Annotated in this window: 3 protein-coding genes and 2 pseudogenes; all 5 read left to right on the forward strand. The window is 71.4% G+C overall.

Translation table 11 applies throughout. The features are described 5' to 3' along the window. A pseudogene (locus tag NQ160_RS19740) lies at positions 1-365 on the forward strand (recombinase RecA); the annotation flags it as partial. Further along, entirely contained in the window at positions 365-1084 is a 720-nt protein-coding gene (locus NQ160_RS19745; RefSeq protein WP_257516812.1) for a regulatory protein RecX, read from the forward strand. The pseudogene NQ160_RS19740 and the gene NQ160_RS19745, both read left to right, overlap by 1 nt. Positions 1085-1299: 215 nt before the next feature. Next, entirely contained in the window at positions 1300-2850 is a 1551-nt protein-coding gene (gene miaB / locus NQ160_RS19750) for a tRNA (N6-isopentenyl adenosine(37)-C2)-methylthiotransferase MiaB (protein WP_257516813.1), read from the forward strand. Positions 2851-2855: 5 nt separating this feature from the next. Next, positions 2856-3779 carry a tRNA (adenosine(37)-N6)-dimethylallyltransferase MiaA gene (gene miaA / locus NQ160_RS19755; RefSeq protein ID WP_374113685.1) on the forward strand — a complete coding sequence of 308 codons (924 nt, stop codon included), beginning with the start codon at positions 2856-2858 and terminating at the stop codon, positions 3777-3779. 110 nt (positions 3780-3889) lie between these two features. Then, positions 3890-4133 (forward strand): annotated as a pseudogene (locus NQ160_RS19760) (diaminopimelate epimerase); the annotation flags it as partial.

The raw sequence follows: 4133 nt of genomic DNA on the forward strand, positions 1-4133 counted from the left end.
AGACGCTGAAGGACGGCACCGACGCGGTGGGTAACCGCACGCGTGTGAAGGTCGTCAAGAACAAGATGGCGCCGCCGTTCAAGCAGGCGGAGTTCGACATCCTCTACGGCACCGGCATCTCCCGCGAAGGCAGTCTCATCGACTTCGGTGTCGAGCACGCGCTCGTGAAGAAGTCCGGCGCCTGGTACACGTACGAGGGTGACCAGCTGGGCCAGGGCAAGGAGAACGCCCGCAACTTCCTGCTGCGCAACCCCGACATCGCCAACGACATCGAGACGAAGATCAAGCAGAAGCTGGGCATCGGCCAGCCCAAGGTGGTCGAGGAGCCGGCCTCCGACGAGCTCGCGGCACGCCGCCCGGCCTGATGGTTCGATTCGAGAGCGACGGGGGCGTCCCCGAGGACGCCGAAGGGATCGCCCCCGTCATCCCGCTGTTCGGCGGACGTCGCCCGGCAGCACCGGAACCGACTCGCGGCATCGCTGATCGGGCCGCGGCGCCGGAGCCCATACGGGGCACTGCGCCGCAGTGGCGGTCCGGCTGGGATGGGTCCCCCGACGCGGTGCAGGGGGAGGACTCGGACGAGGAGCGAGCGGACCGGGTGGCTGCGGCCGAGCGGGTGCTGCTGAAGAAGCTCCGAGCTCGCCAGCTGTCCGTCGCCGAGGCTCGGGCTGCCGCCGTCGAGCGCGACCTGCTCCCGGACGACGTCGAGACTCTGATCGCATCGTTCGAGCGACTCGGATATCTCGACGACGCTCGTCTGGCCGAGCAGCTGATTCATGCCGGCACCCAGCGCAAGGGTCAAGGTCAGCGGGCGATCGCCCAGACGCTGTCGTCCCGCGGCATCCCGCGCGACGTCGCCGAAGAGGCGCTCGCGGAACAGCCCGACGACGAGGCGGAACGCGCGCTCGAGTTCGCCCGCTCGAAGGCGCGGCAGCTCGAGAGCGTCGACCAGGAGACCGCGATGCGGCGCCTCGTGGGGCAGCTGTCCCGGCGCGGCTATCCGGGTTCGGTCGCCGCATCCGCGGCCCGCACCGCACTGGCCGAGAACCGCACCGGTGGCGGCGGCGGCGTGCGCTTCCGCTGACGCCCCACTGCACATAGACGAAGCGCCGAGCCCTCGCAGGCTCGGCGCTTCGTGCGTGCGGGGGCTGCGGCGTCCGGCCCCGTGCTGCCGCGCGCCCTCGGTCGGCGCATCCGGCCCCGCCAGCGGGCGTGAAGGGCCGTTCGTGACGACCGAGCACGCGCGCGCCGCACACACCCGACCGACGTGGAGGCAACGGAATCTAGAATGGGCAGATCATGACCTCTCCGTCCGCTTCGCCCACGCTCATCGCGCCGTCCTTCGCCGCGCACACCGCCGACGGCCGGTCGCGCACGTACGAGGTGCGCACCTTCGGATGCCAGATGAACGTCCACGACTCCGAGCGGCTCTCCGGATCGCTCGAGAGCGCCGGCTACGTGCGCGCCGACGCCGGCACCGAGGCCGACGTGGTCGTGATCAACACCTGTGCCGTGCGTGACAACGCCGCCGGCAAGCTGTACGGCACCCTGGGGCACCTGAAGTCCGTCAAGGACAAGCACGAGGGCATGCAGATCGCTGTGGGCGGCTGTCTCGCGCAGATGGACAAGGAGACGGTGCAGCGCAAGGCGCCCTGGGTCGACGTCGTCTTCGGCACCCACAACATGGGTTCGCTCCCGAGCCTGCTCGAGCGCGCGCGTCACAACGGCGAGGCCGAGCTCGAGATCCTCGAATCCCTCGAAGTCTTCCCGTCGACCCTTCCCACCAAGCGCGACTCGGTGCACAGCGGCTGGGTGTCGATCTCCGTCGGCTGCAACAACACCTGCACGTTCTGCATCGTCCCGAGCCTGCGGGGCAAGGAGAAGGACCGTCGGCCGGGGGACATCCTCAACGAGATCCGCCTGCTCGTCGACGACGGCGCGATCGAGGTCACCCTGCTCGGGCAGAACGTCAACTCCTACGGCGTGGAGTTCGGCGACCGTCAGGCGTTCGGCAAGCTGCTGCGCGCGGCCGGCGAGATCCCCGGGCTCGAGCGCATCCGGTTCACCAGTCCTCACCCGGCGGCCTTCACCGACGACGTCATCGCCGCGATGGCCGAGACCCCCGCGGTCATGCCGCAGCTGCACATGCCGCTGCAGTCGGGCAGCGACAGCATCCTCAAGGCGATGCGCCGCTCGTATCGGTCGTCGCGTTTCCTCGGCATCCTCGACCGCGTGCGGGAGCGCATCCCGCACGCCGCGATCTCGACCGACATCATCGTGGGGTTCCCCGGCGAGACCGATGCGGACTTCGAAGACACCCTGCGGGTCGTCGAGGCGGCGCGCTTCGCGAGTGCGTTCACCTTCCAGTACTCGATCCGCGAGGGCACCCCTGCGGCGACCATGCCCGACCAGGTGCCCAAGCACATCGTCCAGGAGCGCTACGAGCGTCTGCTCGCCCTGCAGGACCGCATCAGCCTCGAAGAGAACCAGAAGCAGGTCGGCCGCGAGCTGCAGGTGCTGGTCTCGACCGGCGAGGGCAAGAAAGATGCCGCCACGCACAGGCTGACCGGTCGAGCAGAGGACAACCGGCTCGTGCACTTCGAGGTGCCCGCAGGTTCCCCGCTCCCGCGCCCCGGCGACGTGGTCACCGCGGTCGTCACGCACGCGGCGCCCTTCCATCTGCTCGCGGACGCCCCGGACGGTGCACCCCTGCGCATTCGGCGCACGCGCGCGGGCGACGCCTGGGATCGCTCGCAGGCCGAGTCGTGCGGCGTTCCCGCTCCCGCCGGCGAGTCCGGTGCGCCTCGTGCCGTGTCGCTCGGGCTGCCGTCGCTGCGCATCGGCGTCTGATCCCGGTGAACGTGGCGGCTGCCGCCCCGCGGCTGTGGGCTGTCGTCGGCGCCACCGGCACCGGCAAGACGACGCTCTCCCTCGACCTCGCCGAGGCCCTCGCTGACCGAGGCCGCCCGGCGGAGATCGTCAACGCCGACGCCATGCAGCTGTACCGCGGCATGGACATCGGCACCGCGAAGCTGCCCGAGTCCGAGCGGCGCGGCATCCCGCACCACCTGTTCGACGTCCTGCGCCCTGCCGATGAGGCCGCCGTGGCCTGGTACCAGGGTGCGGCCCGCGAGACGATCGGTGAGATCCACCGGCGCGGCGCCGATGCGATCCTCGTCGGCGGCTCGGGGCTCTACGTCTCCAGCGTGCTGTTCGACTTTCGATTCCCGCCGCGCGATGAGGCGGTGCGTGCGCGGCTGGAGGCGACGCTCGACGCCGAGGGCCCCGGCGCGCTCTACGCGCGGCTGCGGGAGCTCGACCCGGTGACGGCGGAACGGGTCGACCCGCGCAACGGCCGGCGCATCGTGCGGGCGCTCGAAGTGCTCGAGCTCGGCGAGGCGACCCACGGGGCTGCCCTCCCCGACGCACCGCAGCTGTGGCACGAGCCCACCAGGATCATCGGCGTCCGCATGCCGCGCGACGAGCTCGTCACCCGCCTCGACGCCCGTGTCGAGCAGATGTGGGCCGACGGACTCGTCGACGAGGTGGCTCGCCTGCGCGCCGACGGCCTGGAGGACGGCGTCACCGCGCGACGGGCGATCGGTTACGCTCAGGCCCTGGCGGAGCTGGACGGGCGGATGCCGCACGCCGACGCCGTCGCCGAGACGCAGGCCCTCACCCGGCGCTACGCGCGGCGCCAGGTCTCGTGGTTCAAGCGGTACCCCGACGTCACCTGGGTGCCGCCCGGCGCCTCGGCGGACGCGCTGCTCGACGGCTAGCGTGACGCCGCCGTGCACGCGACAGGGCTCGACGGGTCGCGGCCCGGCGACGTAACGTGCCCGTGGGTGCACATGCCGGGTCTCGCGGGCCCCGACCGTAGACTGGACGGATGCCGCAGACCCTCCCGTTCACCAAAGGCCACGGCACCGGCAACGACTTCGTGATCGTCGCCGACCCCGACGGCGCCCTGGACCTCAGCGACGACCAGGTCGCCGTGCTCTGCGACCGCCGGTTCGGCATCGGCGGCGACGGCACCCTGCGCGTCGTGCGCTCCGCCGCGATCGAGGCGGGTCGCGAGGCCGCGGCATCCGGCGCGGAGTGGTTCATGGACTACCGCAACGCCGACGGCTCGG

The sequence above is a fragment of the Microbacterium sp. zg.Y909 genome (assembly GCF_024626565.1).

Coding starts and splice junctions, on each gene's coding strand:
- NQ160_RS19745 (WP_257516812.1), top strand. CDS start 365: ATGGTTCGATTCGAGAGCGACGGGGGCGTCCCCGAGGACGCCGAAGGG.
- miaB (WP_257516813.1), top strand. CDS start 1,300: ATGACCTCTCCGTCCGCTTCGCCCACGCTCATCGCGCCGTCCTTCGCC.